This is a genomic window from Burkholderia sp. 9120 (genome assembly GCF_000745015.1).
In the GTDB taxonomy this organism is placed as follows: Bacteria; Pseudomonadota; Gammaproteobacteria; order Burkholderiales; family Burkholderiaceae; genus Paraburkholderia.
Map to the genome: position 1 here is coordinate 839,434 of NZ_JQNA01000001.1, position 18,698 is coordinate 858,131.

The following is an 18,698-nucleotide window of genomic DNA, read 5'->3' on the forward strand; positions in this document are numbered from 1 at the left end:
TCGATTAACTGTCCGACGGGATCGGACCACTCGCCCCGGCCGGCGGATTCGGCAGCCACGAGAGACTGTTGAACCCCTTGGTCAGATAACCGCCGTCGCCCTCCGACGCGCCATAACCGAAATGCGCATACGCCATCGTGTTGGCGTACAGCGACACCACCGCCGTGCTGCGGATCGTGTTGAAGAACGGCGTACCGGCGAGCGCCGCGACGTCCTGCGCCTGATCGGCGGGCGGCCGCTTGAGCCAGTCCGAACCGGCCTGCGCGTCGAGTTGTTTGACGCCGTCAGCGAGCTGCTGACGCACCGCCGGATCGGCTTTCGCCTTCGTGTCGAGATCCTTGACCACCAGCGCATACACCGCGTTGTCGAGCGTGGCGTGCGGATAGAGTTGCCGCGTGAAGGCGAGAATCACTTCGCCCTGATGCGTGTCGAGCCCTTGCAGTTCGAGCGCCCATACGCGGCTCGGCGCAAGCGTCGACAGTACCGACGACAACGCCAGCGTGCCCATCAGCACGCCGGTGCCCCGCAACAGCGCGCGTCGCGTGAGCGGAATGCGCAGGGCCACGGCCGCCGCCTGCCCCGCGCGATGCTCGTGGTCATGGTGAGGCTCATGGCCGTGCCCGGGCTCATGATGATGATGCGTGGCGTGTGCGTGATCGGACGCGACGATCGGAATGACCGTTGTCTTCATGTCTGTCTCCTTGTTGACCGGAGCCGGCGCGTTTGCGCTGACCCAGGTCCCATGCAAGATAATTTCTGTGGGGTATTGCTCAACCCGCGGCGGCCGCCGGATTGCCTGTTCTATTGATAGTGGCCGTAGCGTTCCAACACTTCGATCTTGTAGCCGTCAGGGTCCTGAATGAAAAAATAGCGCGCCAGCAATTCGCCGCCGTCGTTGTGAAATTCCCGTAGATCGTTGGGCGTCATGCCGAGCTCGATCAGCCGCTGCCGCTCGCTTTTCGCGTCGTCCACGCAGAAGGCGACATGACCGTAACCGTCGCCGTGCGAATACGGTTCCGCGCGGCCTTTATTCCAGGTCAGTTCTATTTCCGCGTCGGCTTCGTGGTTGCGCAAATAGACCAGCGCGAACTCCGGAAAGTCGAGCCGGTGCGAGACGTCGAAATTGAAAGCCTTCTGATAGAACTGCAGAGAACGCGGCAGATCCTGCACGCGGATCATCGTGTGGATGAGTTTGGCCATCGGTGTCCCCTCCTTGTTTGATTCAAGTTTAGGAGGCTGCCCACGCGAGTGGTAATGCACGGCTAAATCGCGCCAGGGACTTGCCCTATGTTGCGTGCGTGTCAGGTTGCATTGCAGCACGCGCGCGCCGAATGGGATTCGGCAAAAACCGCTCGCGACGCCACGCCAACGCAGGTTCGGCGAAGCGCATTCGTTTTTACCGCGAGGGCGTGCACAAGCGCCGTGCTTTCCCTAACATTCGGCAGTAGATCAGTTTTTTATCTGTGCGCTAACGCGCTGTGGAGCGATGTAGAAGATGGAATTCGATACGAAGGTCGCCATCATCGTGCTGGACGATCTGGCCGTATGGCAAAAACTCAATGTCACCGCGTTTCTCGCGACGGGTATCGCGGGCGCCGCGCCCGAAGCACTAGGCGAACCGTATGAAGACGCCGCCGGCCGCCAGCACGCGCGGCTGCTCGGCCAACCGATGATGGTGTATCAGGCGGACAGCGCGGGTTTGCTGCGCGCGTTCCGTCAGGGCATCGAGCGGGAGTTGACGCGCGCCGTCTATGTGCGCGCGATGTTCTCCACCGGCCACGATCAGGCGAATCGCGAGGTGTTCCGCGCGGAACCCGCGGACGCGCCCGATCTCGTCGGGCTGGCGGTGCGCGGGTTGAAGAAGGCGGTCGATAAAGCGGTTAAGGGTTTGTCGCTGCACGCGTGAGCGGCAACGTGGGACGTGGTGACGCGATATCGCAGCGACGCGGTGACGTCACCGCACCCACGTCACAACTCCGGACTCGGCCCACGCTCCAGATACGTGGTCAGCGCGATATAACTGCGCGTGCCCGTGAAGCCTTCAATCGCATGAATCCGCGCCAGCAGTTGTTCGAGCGTCTGCGTATCGCGCGTGCGGACTTTGAGCAGCATCGCGCTCTCGCCCGTCACGGTGTGAATCTCCTCGACGTCCGAGAGCTCCTTGAGCGCCAGCAGTTGCCGCGTGACCGCCCAGCTCGTCGTATCGACATGCACGAACGCGAGCAACGGACGATTCAGACGCGCGGCATCGAGCGCGGCGACGGTGGCCTTGATCACGCCTTCCTTCTTCAAACGCCGCGCGCGCTCGTGCACCGCGGGCGCCGACAGGAACAGTAGCTTGCCGAGTTCCGCGTAGGTGCGCGTGGCGTCTTCCGCGAGCAGGGCCAGCAGTTTGCGGTCCGTGTCGTCGAGCACGGCCGCGACGGCCGGTTGCGCGCCGGGCGTCTTCAGTGCCTTGCCGGTTCGGCTCGCAGGTGGACGGGAATTGTCGGTCATCGGGATTCAGGTTTGGCGGCGGGATGCTCGCCATCTTGCCCGAGTCCGGCGCGCAACGCCCGGCGAATCACCTTGCCGGTCGCCGTCAACGGCAGGCTGTCGACAAAGCGGATCTCGCGCGGATACTCGTGCGCGGCGAGACGCGTTTTGACATGCTGCTGGATCTCGCGCACCAAGGCGTCGTCGCCGATAAAGCCGGGTTTCAGCACGACGAACGCCATGACGATTTCGGTGCGTTCGCGATCGGGCGCACCGATCACGGCCGCCATCGACACCGCCGGATGACGCAGCAGCGAATCCTCGATCGAAGCCGGGCCGATCCGGTAACCGGCGCTGGTGATCACGTCGTCGCCGCGACCGACGAAGCGGATAAAGCCGTCCGCGTCGCGCGTGCCGAGGTCGCCGGTCACGAGAAACTTGCCGCGGTATTTCTCGCGCGTGGCCGCTTCGTTGCCCCAGTAGCCGAGGAACATCACCGGATCGGGCGCGGCCACCGCGATATCGCCGATCGCGCCTTGCTGCAGTTCGTTGCCGTCGGCGTCGACAATCGCGACATGATGCCCCGGCACCGCGCGGCCGATCGCGCCGAAGCACGGCTCGAACAGCGCCGCGCACGACGACACCACCACGTTGCACTCCGTTTGCCCATAGAACTCGTTGATCGTGACGCCGAGCGCTTTGCGGCCCCAATCGATCAGTTCCTCACCGAGCGATTCGCCGCCGCTCGCCACCGAGCGCAGCGCGAGCGGCCAGCGCTCGGGATGCTCGACGCCGCGCATCATCTTCAATGCCGTGGGCGGCAAAAACGTATGGGACACCGCGTGACGCGCCATCAGATCGAACGCGGCCTGGCCGTCGAATTTCGCAAAGCGGCGCGCCAGCACGGCCACGCCGTGATGCCACGACGGCAGCAGCACGTCGAACAGCCCGCCGATCCACGCCCAGTCGGCGGGCGTCCACATGAGCGTGGCCTGCACGGGGAAACCCTGCTGCGACAGTTCGACGCCCGGCAGATGCCCGGGCAGAACGCGATGGCCATGCAACGCGCCCTTCGGTTTGCCGGTCGTGCCGGACGTGTAGATGATGACGGCGGGATCGTCGGCGCTGGTATCGGCCGGCGTGAACTCGGCAGGCGCATTGTTCAGCGCGTGCCAGAACGAACGCACGGGGTTGGCTTGCGCGGCGTCGTAGGCGCTTTCATCGGCGATATCCACGCTGAACACATTGCGTAGCGCCGGCAAGGCCGCGCGAATCTCGGCGATCTTTTGCACGCCCGCGTTGTCGGTGATTAACGCGACTGCGCCGCTGTCGCCCAGGCGATGTTCGATCGCATCGATGCCGAACAGCGCGAACAGCGGCACCGCCACCATGCCCGCCTTGTACGCGGCGAGATGCGCGACGGCCGTCTCGATCGACTGCGACAGAAAGATGCCGATGCGGTCGCCGCGTTGCGCGCCCGCTGCGAGCAGTGCGTTGGCGAAACGATCCGACAGCGCCTTCAATTCGTCGAACGTGTAGTGCGTGGCCCGGCCTTCGGGATCTTCATAGATCAGCGCGAGACGTCCGGAACCGTCGGCCCATTTGTCGCAGACATCGACGCCGATGTTGTAGCGCGGCGGAATCCGCCACGCGAAGCTGGCCGTCAGCGATTCGTAGGTCTGGCCGTCGAGATTCATTGTGTCTGCTCCTGCAAGCCGGTCGGCGGTTGATAGCGTGGGAAACCGTTGTATTCGATCGTACGCTCGGCGGCGGGCAGCGGCCATGAATGGCGCGCGTTCGGCACGCCGCCATCCACGCGAATCACCGTGCCGTTGATAAATGCCGACGCCTCCGACAGCAGAAACACGGCCGCGCTCGCCAGTTCGGATTCGGTGCCGAAGCGTTGCAGCGGCACTTTGTGTTTCAGCGAGCGCAGCAGCGCGCGGTAGCTTTCGTCATAGCTGTCCATGCCGGCGGAAGCGATCCAGCCCGGCGCGACCGCGTTGACCCTGACACCTGAGTGACCCCATTCGCACGCGGCCGTTTCCGTGAAGTTCCACACGCCCGCGCGCGCCGCGCCCGAGTGGCCCATGCCGGGCATGCCGCCCCAGATGTCGGCCAGCATGTTGACGATTGCGCCGCCGTGGTGCTGCATCCATTGCGTATAGCACTCGCGGGACATGAGGAACGTGCCGTGCAGGTTGTTGCGCACGACGGCGTCCCAGCCGTTCAGCGAGATCGCCTCCAGCTTCGCGGGGAATTGGCCGCCGGCGCAATTGAAGAGGCCGTCGATCTGACCGAGGTCCTGAACGACGGCGGCGACCGTGTCGCGCACCTGTTGTTCGTTGCGGATATCGCACGAGTAGATGCGATGGCCGCTGACATTTTGATGATCGGCGACAAGTTCGGCTTGCACGGCTTCGAGTTTGTCCGCGCTACGGCCGATCAATGCAATCGTTGCGCCCAGCGACGCGAGTTCATGCGCCGTACAGCGGCCCAGCCCGCTGCCCGCCCCGGTGACGACGACGATCTTGCCTGCGAACAGGCCTTCGCGGAAGACGGAACGGTAGCCGCTCAACGGCGGCGAAGTACTCGGCGAAGCGGTGGGCATTCGGGTGTCTCCTTCACAAGCTGCTCGATATAGTTTTTTGAGTTTAGCTCAAGTTATATGAACGCACAGTGTCGAATGCATTTTTTAGCGCACCTTTAGCCAAAGCTATCACTTCAAATACATTTGAGCTAGACTCAACTCCAACAACTCCACTCTTCTTTTATCGACAATGACCGTCTCCGCCGCATCCCGCCGCGTGCCTGTGCAGGCGCGTTCCGAGCAACGTCTCAGGGCTATTCTGGAGGCGGCTCGGCTCGTGTTCTCCGAGGTCGGCTATGCGTCCGCCACGATGACGGAGATTGCGCGCCGGGTGGGCGTATCGGAGGCGACGATCTTCACGTACTTCGCCAGCAAGCGGGATTTATGCGTGCGCGTGCTGGGCAATTGGTACGATGAAATCATCGCGCAGGTGGAGGGAGAATTACCGCTGATCGACGGCACGCGCAGCAAGTTCGCGTATCTGGTGCGCACGCATCTTTACCGGCTAACGGTGGACGGAACCGGCTTGTGCGCGCTGATTCTTTCCGAGGGACGCGAGAAGGACGACAAGTTCGGCGACGTCATTGTCGAACTGCAGCGACGCTATACGGCGCCGATGATGCAGGTACTTGCCGAGGGTGTTGCCGGTGGCGACGTACGGGACGACATGCCGCTCGGCCTGCTGCGTTCGGCGGTTTATGGTCCGATGGAGCACGTGTTGTGGGACGCGGTACGCAAACAGAAGGCTGTCGACATTGAAGCGACGGCTGCGTCGTTGAGCGATCTGCTATGGCAAGGACTCGTACCACCCGATACGCGACAGGCCGCGTTAAAGCAGTTGCGTAACGATATCGTCGGCGCGGTAAAGCGATTCGAGGCTGCGGAATCGAAGTAAGCCAGGCAGAAGGCAGAATAACCGCCGCCCGAACCACAGCGCAGGGTTGATAGCAAACCGTCCCGGCGAGCGCAGAGCGCGAGGCGGGATGAATGACGGCCTTGTCACGCGTGCGGAGTGTGCGAGAGCACGGATTCCAGATGGTCCACCGCTGGTGGTGGACCACGAAACCCGCTTATGAGCTAGCGGTGTGAGCCGCTTTCTTTTGCCTACTTTTCTTTGCGGCATGCAAAGAAAAGTAGGTGCCCCCCGCACAGGGGGAACGCCAATAGACCACTAACAAACCAAGGAGAGGCCAACACAACAGCAACAGCAACACCAACAGCACCACCTACTCAACCCCACCAAAAACCCTTTCCCCTTCAAACAGAGTCATCCCCACCTGCACCTCCGCGACGCGATGCGGCGCCACATCCCGCACATCACCGCTCAACACAGCCAACGAAGCCGGCCGCCCAACCGCCAGCACCCCAGCCTCACCATCAAACCTGAGGCTAAAAGCAGAGTTATGCGTATAAGCCTTAAGCATCGCTTCAACCCCAACACTCTGCTCCGGCAAAAACGGCACATCTGCAACATCCCCAGGCGCCGCCCGCCGCAACGCGGTCTCAATCGCCACCAGCGGGTTCTGCGTGGAAACAGGCCAGTCGGAGCCCCCCGACAACATCGCCCCACCCCGCTGCAAATCACCAAACGCGTACTGCCGGCTCATCCGCCGCTCCCCAAGCAACTGCGTATAAAGCGCCTTTAAACCCGGCGCAACACTCCCCCACACGGCCTGCACCGAAGCAATCGCCCCCGTCTCCGCGAACCGCGGCACGTCCAAAGGATCGATCAACTGCACATGTGCCAATTGCGCACGCCGATCACGCCGCCCACGTTCGCGATTCAGCGCCTCGAGCGTATCGAGCGCCATCCGCACCGCGCGGTCGCCGATCGTATGAAAATGCAGATCGAAGCCCGCCGCGTCAGCGGCAAACACAGCCTCATGCAACTGCGCCGGCGTCCAATGCGCGGCACCGTTGTGATCCACATCGGCATAGTTGTCGAGTAACGCGCCGGTGTGACTCTCCAGCACGCCATCGATAAAGATCTTCGCCGTATGCAAACGCACGCGGCCACCGTCGTACTGACGACGCCAATCGATCAGCTTCCCGATCTGCGGCGCGAGCGCCAGATTCGGCGACACCAGCAACCCAAGGCTCACATTGGCCTTCAGATTGCCGCTGTCTCGCGCTCGCACATAGGCATCGACGAGCCGCTGACCGACCATCGCTTCAAACCATCCCGTGATACCGTTTTCGTGCGCCTGGCGCTGCGCTTTCTGCAAAGCGCGCGCGGATTCGTCGGCGCCCATTTGCGGCAGATGGCGAAACAGTCCATACAACGCGGCTTCATGGACGACTCCGGTGGGCGCGCCGTGCGCGTCGCGCTCGTAGATCCCGCCTTCCGGGTCCGGCGTCGTCGCACTCACGCCAAGCACCCGCAGCGCGGCGGTATTCAGACAACCGGAATGGACGTCATGACCGATCAGCAACAGCGGCCGGTCGCCGACCATCGTGTCGAGCGCGCTGCGGTTCAACTGGGCGCCGAGCGCTTCGAGCGCGACGTTGCCCGCCATCACCCAACTGCGCTGCGGATGCAGCGCGGCGCATTCGCGGACCTGGTGCGCGATCGCGTCGAGTGAATGGGCATCGCCGAGATCGGCGTCGCATGTGAGCTGGAATCCTTCGACCGGATGGGCGTGCGAGTCCGTGAAACCTGGCACGATCATGCGGCCTCGCAAGTCGACCTGTTCGGCCGCATGCAACTCCGCCGGCAAATCCGCATAGCTGCCCGCGTACGCAATCACGCCGTCGCGCACAGCGAGACAGGGCACCACGGTAGGCGTCGTGCCACCCGTATAAATCGTGCCGTTGACGAACGTGCAGTTGCGGTAGCGCAGATTCTCGCGCGCCGCGTCGTGTGAATCGTGTGAAAAGTGGCTCATGTCGTGCTCAGAAAGAATAGATGAACTGGGTCGCCAGAATGTCGTTGGCGCGTGAATAGGTGCCGTCGTTCATCAGGAACACCGGATGATTCGCCTGGTCATGCCGGTATTCGAACTTCAGCGTGATCTGTTGGGTCGGGAAAAACAGCAGGTCGGCGGTGATGTCGTAGTGCGCCGCGCCCTTGCATTCGGTGCCGTTGCGCGTGGACGCCGCGAAGCACGCGGGGTCGATGCCAAAGCCGCTGCTCGCGTTCACCGCCGGATTGCCACCCGCGAGCCCGTACAGAATGTTCGGCGCGCCGCCGCCGTTGGCGGTGTCGTTCAGATAGTCGAAGCGCAGCGTCGCGCCCATATGGCCGAGCCACGCCGAGGTCCACTTCTTGTGCCCCTGCAATGAGAAGCCGTACCAGCGCGCCGTGCCACCGTCGTACGCGCCTTTCTGCTGATCGCCGTAATCGAGTTGCGCATTCAATTGCAGTTTGTCGCGCGTGTAGGTCAGGTCGGTTTCGACGTAGCGCATCATGCCGAACGGCGTCGACGCGCTGCATTGATAGCCGTAGCCGCCAGGATTCGCGCACGGCGAGAACAGCGTCGAGCGGCCAACCATACCGGCCACACCGATGTCTAACGCGGTAGATAGCACGTCGTCGAAGCGCGCGGTCAGCGACGGCACCCAGTTGCTATGCGACGTGTTGTCCGGACCGTTCACGATCGCCGCCGACGTACGCAACTGCTCGTTCGACAGATACACCTGCCAGAAATGCGTGAAGATCGCGTTATTGCCCTTCAGACCAATGCCGACCATGCCCGCGGGTTCGCTGAAGTCGTACAGCAGGTTGTGCGTGAGCGTCAGCATCTGATTCGACGGTTGCGGCTCGTAGCCGATCGGACTCTGCAACAGACCGGCCGTGAACGTGGTCAGCGAGTTGAGCGGCACCGTCACATCGGCCTGCGTCAGGATGTTGTTGCCGACACTGCCGTGCCCGCTGCTTAGCGTCGAGCCCACGCCACGATTCGGCTGGATCACGATTTCCGCGGCTGGCGCGAGCGGCCCGACGCCGAAGGTCTTCTTGATGTCGAGATAGACGTCACCGATCTGGCTTTCGAAATAGTCGTACACGCCCGGATCGTGATTGACGAACTGGAAGCTGCCCGAACGGCGCGCGCGGTTGTACAGATACAGCGGGTCGAGATAGCCGGTCACGCTCAGGCCGGCGAGCGGGCCGGTGGTAGCGGCGTCTTCGAGCGAATCGGTTTTCAGCGTGAGGTTGTTGACCTGTTCATGCATGGCCTGGAAATCGCGCGTCAACGCGGCGGGGTCGCGCACAGCGTTGTCGGCGGCCGATGCGGATGCCGGCGCCGTGCCCGGCGCCGTCCCCGCTGTCGCGCTCGCCACAGCCGGCGCTTTCGCCTTCGCCTGCAAGCTATGAATCTGCGCCTGAAGCGCCGTGATCTGCGCCTGCAACGCATCGAGTTGCGTGGCGACCGATGGCCGTGCCGCGGCGTCCGTCTGCGCGGCAAACGCCGCGCACTGGAACGCGAGCGCGCTCACCAGAACAATCACTTTCAGTTTCATGATGGAAGACATCGAATGGACGTGTTGATCCGCACCGCGTCGCGAGACGCGGCGGCGGAATGCGTATTGGTGAGGTGGGTTTGAAGCGGCCGGATCAGGCCGTCAGTCGGTTTTGTATTGCTGCCACAGACGCGTCACCAGGCGGTTGATTTCAGTCGGCAACGGCTTGACCGCGAACAGCTTGTTGAAATCTCCCGACGTTGGGAACACAGCCGGATCGGCCAGCACATCCGCATGCACGAGCTTCGACGCACTCGACACCGCCGTGGGATACGAGGTGTCGTTCGTCAGGTTCGCGCTCTCCTTTTCCGACAGCACGAAGTTGACCCACTTCAGCGCCGCCTCCGGATGCGGCGCGTCTTTCGGCACGGCCATCACGTCGAACCAGATCGGGCCGCCCTCGTTCGGCAGAATGTATTTGATGTGGTACGAGCGGTGCGCGTCCAGCGCGGACCGCCGCGCGGTATTCACGTCGCCGGACCAGCCGAGCGCGAGGCAGATGTCGCCGTTCGCCAGATCGCCGATATAGCTGCCGGTGCTGAACTGCGCGATGTACGGGCGGATGCCCTTCAACACAGTCAGCGCGTCCTGGTAGTCTTTGGGATTCGCGCTGTTCGGATCGCGCTTCATGTAGAGCAGCACGCTGCCGAACACGTCGCGCGGCGAATCGATCAGCGAAATGCCGCAGCTCTTCAGCTTCGCGGCGTTCTTCGGATCGAATAGCAGATCGAGTCCGTCGAGCTTCGCGTCCTTGCCGAGCGCCGCCTGCACTTTCTCGACGTTGATGCCGAAGCCGTCCGTGCCCCAGCTCCACGGCACGCCGTACTGGTGAGTGGGGTCGTCGGCGGCGAGCAGCGCCATCAGTTTCGGGTCGAGCAGCGCGTAGTTCGGCAGCTTCGTCCGGTCGAGCGGCTGGTAGATGCCCGCCGCCACCTGCTTCGCCCAGAACGCGTCCGACGGCACTACCACGTCATAGCCGGAACTGCCTGACAGCAACTTGGCCTGCAAGGTCTCGTTGCTGTCGAACTCCTGATAGACGACATGAATGCCGGTCGCTTTCTCGAAGTTCGCGACCGTATCCTTGCCGATCGAATTACCCCAGTTGTAGATATTCACCACCGCCGGGTCCGCGTGTGCCGCAGCGGCCAGCAAACCTACCGACAGCGCCCGCAACGGCCGCGCCCACCTGCTACTCCACCCGCTGATTTCCATCCCGACCTCCGTCCCCGATTCACGATGATGTAACGATGGAGAGAGTCTAGGGAGGCGAAATCCGGCCGTCTGTCCCGACTACGGGGGGACACGGTGGATATAGCGTGCGACGTCTCATCGCGGCGGACGGACGGCGGCGGGTTAGCCGCAGTGGGCGCACGGTTTTTTTCGTGTTATCAGTGAAAGCTGCCGCGGGCCTTCGCCCGCCACCCAAGGCCATGAACGCTCCACACTCCTTCACCCCGCTCGCGGTCGGTCAACTGGCCGCGCTGTCGAGCGCGCTGGGCCCGGTCGTCGACTGCGCCGGTTCGTCACGCTTTCTGCGGCAAATGTTCGATTGCGTCAGGCAGTTCGTCGACTGCGATTCGCTGCATCTGATGCGCGCGCGTGTTTTGCCGCATGCCGACCGGACGCGCCGCATGGAATGGATCGGCAGCTATGGCGGCGATCCGGAGCAGATCCAGCGGACCATGGAAACGTATTTCGGCAGCTTCGCGGAGCGGGACCCGCTCAATGACCGGATCTCCGATGTCGAACAGATCGAGCTGATTCATCTGTCCTCGCAGGCGATCGAAGACGCCGAGATTCGCAGTCTGATCTACGACGTCGCCAATATTCACGATGAGTGCCTGGTGGTGCGGCGCTCGAACGGCAGCGCCTATTCGCTCTCCGTGTGCCGCGCGCGGCGCCTGCCGGCGTTCTCGCTGCACGAGCTTAGCGTGCTCAAACATCTCGGTCAGATGCTGCTGCCGCTGGCGGAACTGCATACGCGCATGGTCGGCGTGCCGCTCGACGACAACGTCAACAAGGTGGCGCCCGCCGACGTATTGCAAGCGTATCTGACACGGCGTGCGATCCTGCTGTCGTCGCGTGAGGCGAGCGTCTGCTCGGCCTTCGTAAAGGGCATGACCACGCTGTCGATCGCGCACGCTATGGGCGTGAAGGAGTCCACCGTCGAAACCTACGCGAAGCGCGCGTTCGCGAAGCTCGGCGTGAGTTCGCGGCGCGCGCTGCTGTCGGCGGTGCATGGCTGCGAGGCGGCGACCGCGACAGTAGTGTAGTTTCGCGCAGTCCCGGATCAGGCCGAGCGCGGCGCTTCTTCCCGTTCCTGCACGGCGCGCGGCGTGGCCGCCACTTCCAACTCCGCCTGCGCCGCCGCCAACACCCCACGCCCCGGTTTCGCCAGCGCCGCCTTCAACCGGTCGCGATCCAGTTCCTTCTCCCACGCCGCAATCACGATCGACGCCACGCCGTTGCCCATCGTATTGGTCAATGCCCGGCACTCGGACATAAAACGGTCGATACCGAGTATCAGCACCATCGCCGTCACTGGCACGGTCGGCACCACGGAAAGACTCGCGGCCAGCGTGATAAAACCCGCGCCCGTCACCCCCGTCGATCCCTTCGACGTGAGCATCGTCACCGCCAGCAAGGTGATCTCCTGCGTGAGCGTCAAATGCGTATTGGTGGCCTGAGCGAGAAACAGCACCGCCAGCGTCATGTAGATATTGGTGCCGTCCAGATTGAACGAGTAGCCGGTCGGCACCACGAGCCCGACGATCCCGCGTGAGCAGCCGAGCCGTTCGAGCTTCTCCATCAACTGCGGCAGCGCGGCTTCGGAGGTCGACGTGCCGAGCACGATCAGCAGTTCGTCCTTGATGTACACCACGAAGCGCCACAGACTGAATCCGCAGGCGCGCGCAATCAGGCCGAGTCCGCACGAGACGAACAGGAACGCGGTCAGATAAAACGTGCCGATCAGTTTCATCATTGGCAGCAGCGAGACGATGCCGTATTTGCCGATCGTGAAGGCAATCGCGCCGAATGCGCCGAGCGGCGCGAGGCTGGTGATCATCCGCACGATTCTGAAGAAGGTTTTCGACAGCAGTTCGATCAGGCCGATCAGCGGTTTGGCGGGCTCGCCCATCACGGCCAGCGCGGTGCCGAACAGCATGGCGATCAGCAGCACCGGCAGAATGTCACCCTGCGTGAACGCGCCGGCAAACGTGTCCGGAATGATGTGCATGAAGAAGCCCGCGAGCCCTTCGCCATGCGCGGCTTGCGCCGTATAGGACGACACCGCGCCGGCGTCGAGTGTGGCGGGGTCGACGTTGAAGCCCGCACCGGGTTGCAGCACATGGGCGGCCAGCAAACCGATCGCCAGCGCCAGCGTCGAGACGACCTCGAAATAAAGCAGCGCCTTGCCGCCGACCCGGCCCACCTTGCGCATGTCGTGCATGCTCGCAATGCCGGTCACGACCGTGCAGAAAATCACCGGGCTGATGATCATGCGTACGAGTTTGATAAAGGCGTCGCCGAGCGGTTTCATCGCCACCGCGTGCGTCGGCCAATAATGACCGAAGGCCACACCGATCACGATCGCGACGATCACCTGCACGTACAGCACCTTGTAAAGCGGTTTGCGTTTCATGTCTCCTCCGGTTTGCCTCAGGCAAATTTTTGGCAAAGCGTGTCCCTTCCCTTCTCGCGGGGAATCGGTCACGCGTTGCGGTTGAGCGGCGGCGCCGTGCGACGCGCCGCCTGGCGGACTAGCTGACTAGCTAGCGGTTACAACACGGCGGCCCAGGGATGCCGGGCGAAGTGATTCCGCTCGAACGCCTCGATGTCAGGCAAAGAAGCGAGCGTGAGGTCGATCGTGTCCATGCCTTCGATCACCATCTGTTTATGCCGCGCGCCAAGCGGGAACGGGAAAACGAGGCCGTCGGCGGACGTCACGGTTTGTTGCTCGATGTCGATACGCAGTTGCGCGGCGGGATGGGCCATAGCGTCGCGCAGCAGCACGTCGATCTGCTCGCGTTCCAGTTGCACCAGCAACAAGCGGTTATTCATCGCGTTCGAATAGAAAATCTCCGCGAAGCCCGGCGCGACGATGGCGTCGAAACCGCCTTGCTGAAGCCCCCAGACCGCGTGTTCGCGGCTCGACCCGCAACCGAAATTCGCGCCGCCCAGCAGAATGCGCGCGCCGCGATACGCGGGTTGATTCAGCACGCAATCGTCGCGCAGCGCGCCTTGCGCATCGAAACGCAAATCGTAAAGCAGCCCCTCGCTGAGTCCGGCCTTGTCGATAATGCGCAGAAACTGCTTCGGCATGATCTGATCGGTGTCGAGGTTGTCGATCGGCAACGGCGCGGCCGTGCCGTCAATGTTGGCGAGTCTCGTGGATCTTGCGCTCATGATTGCGTCTCCAGCGTGCGGACGTCGGTGATACGTCCGGTCAAGGCCGCCGCCGCCGCCATCGCGGGGCTCATCAGATGAGTCCGGCCGCCGCGTCCCTGGCGTCCTTCGAAATTGCGGTTGGTGGTGGACGCGCAGCGCTCGCCGGCCGTCAGAAAATCGTCGTTCATCGCGAGACACATCGAACAGCCCGGCTCGCGCCATTCGAAGCCCGCCTCGCGCAGCGTCGCGGCCACGCCCTCGGCTTCCGCCTGGCGGCGCACGCTGCCCGAGCCCGGCACGATCATCGCGCGTACGCCTTGCGCGACATGGCGACCTGCCACGATCGACGCGACGATGCGCAAGTCTTCGATACGTCCGTTGGTGCAGGAGCCGATAAACACGCGATCGATCGGCGTGCCGGCAATCGGCTGCCCGGCGTCGAGGCCGATGTAGTCGAGCGCGCGCTGCAACGACGCGGCGGCTTCCGGCGTGGCCTGGGCGGCGGCCGACGGAATGGGCGCGTCGACCGCGATGGCCTGATCGGGACTCGTGCCCCACGTGACGAACGGCGCGACGTCGTGCGCATCGAAACGATGTTCGATATCGAAGCGCGCGTCCGGGTCCGATTTCAGTTCGCGCCAGTCGTTCAGCGCGGCGTTCCAGGCGGCGTCATCCAGCGACGTGGCATGCGCGCGGACATAGTCGAACGTCGTCGCGTCGGGCGCGATGAGCGCGGCGCGCGCGCCCGCTTCGACGGTCATATTGCACACGGTCATGCGCGCTTCCGCCGACAGCGACGCGATCGTCGAGCCGTCGAATTCCACCGCATAGCCGCGCGCGCCCTGCGCACCGATCCGGCTGATGATCCACAGAATCACGTCCTTTGACGAGGTGCCGTACGGCAACGCGCCGTCGATCGTGATACGCATGGTCTGCGCGACGCGATAGACCAGCGTCTGCGTGGCGAGCACGTGCTCGACCTCCGACGTGCCGATGCCGAAACCGAGCGCACCGAGCGCGCCATACGTGGTGGTGTGGCTGTCGCCGCACAGCACGGCCATGCCGGGGCGAATCAGACCGCGCTCCGGCGCGACGATATGTTCGATGCCTTGCAGAGGGTCGTTGGCGTCGTGCAGTTGAATCCCGGCCGCGTGGCAATTGCGCGCCAGATTATTCGCCTGCAACAGCGAAGCGGCATCGCGAATCACGCGCGGCGATTCCGCGTGCGTCGGGATGATATGGCTGACCACCGCAAGCTGCTGCTTCGGACGACGCACACTGCGCGCTTTGTCCTTCAACGCGCTGAATGCCTGCGGGCTGGTGTATTCGTTCATCAGATGCAGATCGACATACAGCAGCACGTTTTGCGCATCGATCCGTTTGACGACGTGCGAATCGACCAGCTTCTGATAAAGGGTAAGAGAGGGAGATGACATGATGGACACGCGCCTAAGCCTGCAAAAACGGAAGCACGCGTTCGAGCAGCAACTCGGGCGCTTCCTCGGGAATGTAATGACCGCACGGCAGCGCTTCGCCGCTCACCTGCGCCGACCATTGCCGCCATTCGGCGAGCGGTTCGAAGCACTGTTCGATCACGCCCTGCGCGCCCCACAACGCGAGAAACGCGCAGTCGATCTTGCGCCCTTCATCGAGCGAAGCCCGATCGTGATCCAGATCGATCGAGATACTCGCGCGATAGTCCTCGCAGATGCCGTGCGCGGTCGCGGGGTCGCTCAGACAGCGCAGATACTCGGCGTAGGCGTCTGCGGTGAAAGGCGCGAGCCCGGCGCTGCGCGCGCCGATGGTCTGCTTCAGATACAGATCGGCATCCGCGCGAATCAGCGTCTCGGGAAACGGCGCGGGACGCACGAGAAAAAACCAGTGCCAGTAAGCGCGCGCGAAGGCGAACGAGGTTTGCTCGTACATCGCAAGCGTCGGCGCGACGTCGAGCGTCACGAGTTTCGTCACGGCTTGCGGATGATCGAGCGCCATGCGTGCGGCGACGCGTCCGCCGCGATCGTGACCGATCACGGCAAACTCGCTGAAGCCTTGCGCCTGCATCAACGCGACCTGATCCGCGGCCATGCGGCGTTTCGAATAGTTGCCGTGATCGTGCGCGCCCGGCGGTTTGCCGCTGTCGCCGTAACCGCGCAAATCCGCGGCGATCACCGTGAAGTGCCGCGCCAGCGTAGGCGCGACCTTGTGCCAGATCGCGTGGGTCTGCGGATGGCCATGCAGCAGCAGCAAAGCCGGCCCGTTGCCGCCGCGAATCGCGTTGATCCGAATCCCGTCGACCTCGGCCGACGCGTCTATGAAGTCTGCAAACATCGTTGCCTCCGGTGTGTGAATGCAGTCTAATTGATGCCTGCAGCGATGTGGTTTCTCTTCAGGCAATCCGGAATTAACTTTTAGGAACGAATCGATGGACGGCTTTTCCGACCTGAATCTGTTCGCGCTGGTGGCGCGCCACCGCAATCTGGCCGCCGCCGCGCGCGAACTTGGGGTGACGCCGCCGTCCATCAGCAAGCGCCTGGCGCAACTCGAACAGCGGCTTGGCGTGCGACTGGTCAACCGCACCACGCGGCGCGTCAGTCTCACGGCGGAGGGCGAGATCTATCTGGCGAACGGCTCACGCATCCTCGACGATCTCGCCGAACTCGAACAGTTGGTGACGCAGAGCCGCGCCGAACCGACCGGTCTGTTGCGCGTGAACGCGTCGTTCGGTTTCGGCCGCGCGCATATAGCGCCGGCCATTTCGCGCTTCAGCGAGCGGTTTCCGTCGATGAAAATTCAGCTCCATCTGACCGACCGGCCGCTGAGCTTGCAGGAGGAAGGTTTCGATCTGGGCATTCGTTTCGGCGATGTGCCCGACGCGCGTATCAATGCGCGTTTGCTGCTGAAGAACCAGCGTCTGGTGTGCGCATCGCCGGCTTATCTGAAGCGGTATGGCACGCCCCAAATGCCGCACGATCTCACGCGCCACGCGTGCCTGGTGTTACGCGAAAACGAATCGGCGTATGGCACGTGGCATTTTTCGCGCGGCAAGAAATCAGAGACGGTGAAGGTAGACGGTCCGTTGAGCAGCAACGACGGCAGCGTCGTGTTGAAGTGGGCGCTCGACGGTCGCGGCATTACCGTGCGCTCGGCGTGGGAAATCGGCGAACACGTGCGGCGCGGTGAGCTGGTGCCCGTACTGAGCGATTGGACGCTGCCCAACGCGGACATCCACGCGATCTACCTGGAACGGCACAGCTTGTCGGCCAAGCTCAGAACGTTTATCGACTTTCTCGGTGACGAGTTGCGCGAGAGTGTGAAGTTGATCTAGTGCGACGGGCACGGCGGCGGAATGTACATCACGCCCGCTACGACGCGAGCTTTTCCATCAGAAAATCGACGAAGCTCCTTACGCGCGACGACAGATGCCGGGCATGCGGATAGAGCAGCACGAAGGGCCGCGAGCATCCGCCATGAGGAATCAGTAGTTCCTTCAGCGTCCCATCGGCAATGTCTTTGTCGACGATGAAGCGATAGGTCTGGAACAGGCCCGCGCCGTGCCGCGCCAACGTTACGCCCGCCAGCACATCGCCCGACGACACGTTGCCGCCGCGCGTCATCAGCTCGACCGCGTCGCCCGACTGTTTGAAGAGCCACGGAATGTTCCGGCCGGTGCTCGGCAACGCGAACTGAATGCAGTCGTGAATGAGCAGATCGTCGGGCGTGTCGAGTTTGCCCGCGTGGCGCAGATACGCGGGCGACGCGACGACCACCAGTTCCGCGTCCTCGATCTTGCGCGCGATCAAACCGGAATCGCTCGGCGCGCGCCCGCGAATCGCGAGATCGAAACCTTCGTCGGCGAAGTCGATGTTGCGGTTGCTGAGGTGGGTTTCGACCGTGACGCCGGGATAGCGCGCGCGAAACTCCGCCAGCAGCGGCAGCACCCGATAGTGGCCGTACGGCGTCGGCATGCTGATCCGCAGCACACCGCTGGGCGCGGTTTGCTGGCCGGTGGCTTCGCGCTCGGCGTCGGCCAGCTGACCCAGCGCCTGACGGCATTGTTCGAAGTAGCGCCGGCCCGCATCCGTCAGCCGGATCTGCCGCGTGGTACGCACGAACAGACGCACACCGAGACGCGCCTCCAGACGCGCAACCGTGCGGCTCACCGCCGCCGGCGTCACGCCCGCGGCGGTCGCGGCCACCGTGAAGCTCTCCAGTTCGGCCGCGAGACAGAACAGTTCGATACTGCCTAGAAGGACATCTTCAAATTGACGCTGCATGGATTCCCGACGAGCTTCGGTAGCGGCCTGGTCGCCCAGCGGTAAGCGTCCGGAACGGCCGCGAGCTGAGTGCTAAACGCTGAACGCTGAAGGTCGAACACCGCGGACAGCCGAGGCCGCCTGCGGTGCGCAACAAGGATCCACACAGAATATCAGGACTATCGGGCAAACCGATTCGACGCGGGGTTCACTCCGGCTTCAATGCCCGCTGCTTGCGAAACGCGTCGACCGGCATGCCGCCCCACCCCCAGTTCTCCAGGTTCACCTCTTCAATGACGACAAAGGTCGAGTCGAGCGGCTTGTTCAGCACGTCGAGCAGCACCTGACTGACGCCCGCGATGAGCCGGGCTTTTTCGTCGGCGGTGACGGAATCGTTGCCGGGCTTGGACCCCTCGCGGGTCACCTGGATCGTGACGATGGGCATATCGTGCTCCGTAGTGGTGGATTCGATGGATTGAATGGCTTGCGTTGGTTGAGTCGAAGGGCGCCACTCGCGGCGCCCCGGGGTC

General features: G+C 63.4%; 18 protein-coding genes. 4 read left to right on the plus strand and 14 right to left on the minus strand.

The window, feature by feature from the left end; translation table 11 throughout:
- Window positions 1–4: 4 nt before the first annotated feature.
- Together FA94_RS03635 and FA94_RS03640 are read right to left on the minus strand one after the other, a co-directional pair.
- Window positions 5–691, minus strand: a complete 687-nt coding sequence (locus FA94_RS03635) for a tat (twin-arginine translocation) pathway signal sequence (protein ID WP_035546830.1) — start codon at window positions 689–691, stop codon at window positions 5–7.
- Between the two features lie 110 nt (window positions 692–801).
- Window positions 802–1,200 carry a VOC family protein gene (locus tag FA94_RS03640; protein ID WP_035546832.1) on the minus strand — a complete coding sequence of 133 codons (399 nt, stop codon included), beginning with the start codon at window positions 1,198–1,200 and terminating at the stop codon, window positions 802–804.
- Between the two features lie 295 nt (window positions 1,201–1,495).
- Between FA94_RS03640 and FA94_RS03645 the strand changes: the two genes are divergently transcribed.
- Entirely contained in the window at window positions 1,496–1,906 is a 411-nt protein-coding gene (locus FA94_RS03645; RefSeq protein ID WP_035546834.1) for a DUF2000 domain-containing protein, read from the plus strand.
- 62 nt (window positions 1,907–1,968) lie between these two features.
- Here the strand turns inward: FA94_RS03645 and FA94_RS03650 are convergent, their stop codons facing one another.
- The 3 genes from FA94_RS03650 to FA94_RS03660 are packed head-to-tail and all read right to left on the minus strand — an operon-like array spanning window position 1,969 to window position 5,086.
- Window positions 1,969–2,496, minus strand: a complete 528-nt coding sequence (locus FA94_RS03650; protein ID WP_035546836.1) for an Lrp/AsnC family transcriptional regulator — start codon at window positions 2,494–2,496, stop codon at window positions 1,969–1,971.
- The gene (locus FA94_RS03655) at window positions 2,493–4,172 is read right to left on the minus strand and encodes an acyl-CoA synthetase (protein WP_035546844.1); all 1,680 of its coding nucleotides are present in this window, start codon (window positions 4,170–4,172) and stop codon (window positions 2,493–2,495) included. Before FA94_RS03655 ends, FA94_RS03650 begins: the two co-directional genes overlap by 4 nt.
- Window positions 4,169–5,086, minus strand: a complete 918-nt coding sequence (locus FA94_RS03660; protein ID WP_051980347.1) for an SDR family oxidoreductase — start codon at window positions 5,084–5,086, stop codon at window positions 4,169–4,171. Before FA94_RS03660 ends, FA94_RS03655 begins: the two co-directional genes overlap by 4 nt.
- Before the next feature lie 169 nt (window positions 5,087–5,255).
- Here FA94_RS03660 and FA94_RS03665 point away from each other — a divergent pair, with 169 nt between their 5' ends.
- Window positions 5,256–5,960 carry a TetR/AcrR family transcriptional regulator gene (locus FA94_RS03665; protein WP_035546847.1) on the plus strand — a complete coding sequence of 235 codons (705 nt, stop codon included), beginning with the start codon at window positions 5,256–5,258 and terminating at the stop codon, window positions 5,958–5,960.
- Between the two features lie 331 nt (window positions 5,961–6,291).
- Here the strand turns inward: FA94_RS03665 and FA94_RS03670 are convergent, their stop codons facing one another.
- From FA94_RS03670 to FA94_RS03680, 3 genes are all read right to left on the minus strand, one after another.
- A complete protein-coding gene (locus tag FA94_RS03670; protein WP_081935655.1) occupies window positions 6,292–7,950 on the minus strand; it encodes an amidohydrolase in 1,659 nt (552 codons plus the stop codon).
- 7 nt (window positions 7,951–7,957) lie between these two features.
- A complete protein-coding gene (locus FA94_RS03675) occupies window positions 7,958–9,526 on the minus strand; it encodes a DUF3138 family protein (protein ID WP_035546848.1) in 1,569 nt (522 codons plus the stop codon).
- Window positions 9,527–9,628: 102 nt separating this feature from the next.
- Window positions 9,629–10,738: an extracellular solute-binding protein gene (locus tag FA94_RS03680; RefSeq protein WP_051980348.1), complete on the minus strand. Its 1,110-nt coding sequence runs from the start codon at window positions 10,736–10,738 to the stop codon at window positions 9,629–9,631.
- Window positions 10,739–10,956: 218 nt separating this feature from the next.
- Here FA94_RS03680 and FA94_RS03685 point away from each other — a divergent pair, with 218 nt between their 5' ends.
- Window positions 10,957–11,799 (plus strand): helix-turn-helix transcriptional regulator, encoded by an 843-nt coding sequence (locus FA94_RS03685; protein WP_051980350.1) that lies wholly within the window; start codon window positions 10,957–10,959, stop codon window positions 11,797–11,799.
- A gap of 17 nt (window positions 11,800–11,816) precedes the next feature.
- Here FA94_RS03685 and FA94_RS03690 read toward each other — a convergent pair whose 3' ends face one another.
- The 4 genes from FA94_RS03690 to FA94_RS03705 all read right to left on the minus strand — a co-directional run bounded on the left by FA94_RS03690 (window position 11,817) and on the right by FA94_RS03705 (window position 16,243).
- Entirely contained in the window at window positions 11,817–13,169 is a 1,353-nt protein-coding gene (locus tag FA94_RS03690) for a dicarboxylate/amino acid:cation symporter (RefSeq protein ID WP_051980351.1), read from the minus strand.
- A gap of 137 nt (window positions 13,170–13,306) precedes the next feature.
- Window positions 13,307–13,933, minus strand: coding sequence for a 3-isopropylmalate dehydratase small subunit (leuD, locus tag FA94_RS03695; RefSeq protein ID WP_035546850.1), 627 nt, complete (start codon window positions 13,931–13,933; stop codon window positions 13,307–13,309).
- Window positions 13,930–15,351: a 3-isopropylmalate dehydratase large subunit gene (gene leuC / locus FA94_RS03700; protein ID WP_035546852.1), complete on the minus strand. Its 1,422-nt coding sequence runs from the start codon at window positions 15,349–15,351 to the stop codon at window positions 13,930–13,932. The genes leuD and leuC overlap by 4 nt, the downstream gene beginning before the upstream one ends.
- A gap of 13 nt (window positions 15,352–15,364) precedes the next feature.
- A complete protein-coding gene (locus tag FA94_RS03705; RefSeq protein ID WP_035546854.1) occupies window positions 15,365–16,243 on the minus strand; it encodes an alpha/beta fold hydrolase in 879 nt (292 codons plus the stop codon).
- A 94-nt stretch (window positions 16,244–16,337) separates the two neighbouring features.
- On the opposite strand from FA94_RS03705, the gene FA94_RS03710 reads away from it, so the two are divergent.
- Complete coding sequence (locus FA94_RS03710; RefSeq protein ID WP_035546857.1) at window positions 16,338–17,240, plus strand: LysR family transcriptional regulator; 903 nt, start codon at window positions 16,338–16,340, stop codon at window positions 17,238–17,240.
- A 37-nt stretch (window positions 17,241–17,277) separates the two neighbouring features.
- On the opposite strand, the gene FA94_RS03715 is transcribed toward FA94_RS03710, so the two are convergent.
- Both FA94_RS03715 and FA94_RS03720 read right to left on the minus strand, forming a co-directional pair.
- Window positions 17,278–18,189 carry a LysR family transcriptional regulator gene (locus FA94_RS03715; RefSeq protein ID WP_035546863.1) on the minus strand — a complete coding sequence of 304 codons (912 nt, stop codon included), beginning with the start codon at window positions 18,187–18,189 and terminating at the stop codon, window positions 17,278–17,280.
- 187 nt (window positions 18,190–18,376) lie between these two features.
- Window positions 18,377–18,613 (minus strand): tautomerase family protein, encoded by a 237-nt coding sequence (locus tag FA94_RS03720; RefSeq protein ID WP_035546865.1) that lies wholly within the window; start codon window positions 18,611–18,613, stop codon window positions 18,377–18,379.
- Window positions 18,614–18,698 lie beyond the last annotated feature (85 nt).